Below are 502 nucleotides of genomic sequence, written 5' to 3'. Positions count from 1 at the left end.
GCAATTTCAACCTGTCTGTCGATCAGAATGAGATAGACGGGCTGGCGACTCGGCTGAGCGCAGCGGACGGCAAAAACTGCATCAGCATAGGCGGAACCGGCGCGGGCGCACAGACCAGCGTGTACATCGTTGCCACGGGACCGAACCTGTGCACGCTGATATATCCGAGCGGGAGCAAGGGCATCGGCATCCTGCGCAAGGATCTGGGCAGAAAGGACTGGCACGATGACGATGGGGCACCTACATGGCGTATGTGGAGCGTTTTCAGGCGCAGTACGGCTGGGCGGTGAAGCACCCCGAGGCAATCAAGCGGCTGTGTAACATTAAGGCGTCTGACCTGACTGCGACGCTCGCCGAAAACCTTGTGAAAGAAATACTTACCAGCTTCGACGAATGCCCAAGGGCGCGGCAAACTATGTGGTGTACGGAAATGCGACGGTGCTGGAGGCTATAGACATGTGGCACAGGGGAAAGTGAAAGTGATTTATCCGACTACCGACCC

At 57.4% G+C, this 502-nt stretch carries 1 pseudogene; it reads left to right on the top strand.

Annotated elements, in window-relative coordinates:
- The first annotated feature begins 11 nt into the window (after positions 1 to 11).
- A pseudogene (locus tag AWU74_RS13610) lies at positions 12 to 454 on the top strand (phage major capsid protein).
- Positions 455 to 502: the final 48 nt, after the last annotated feature.

The sequence above is a fragment of the Treponema endosymbiont of Eucomonympha sp. genome, assembly GCF_001028545.1.
The sequence above is the reverse complement of the archived record's forward strand: the minus strand, read 5'-3'. Positions and strand labels throughout refer to the sequence as shown.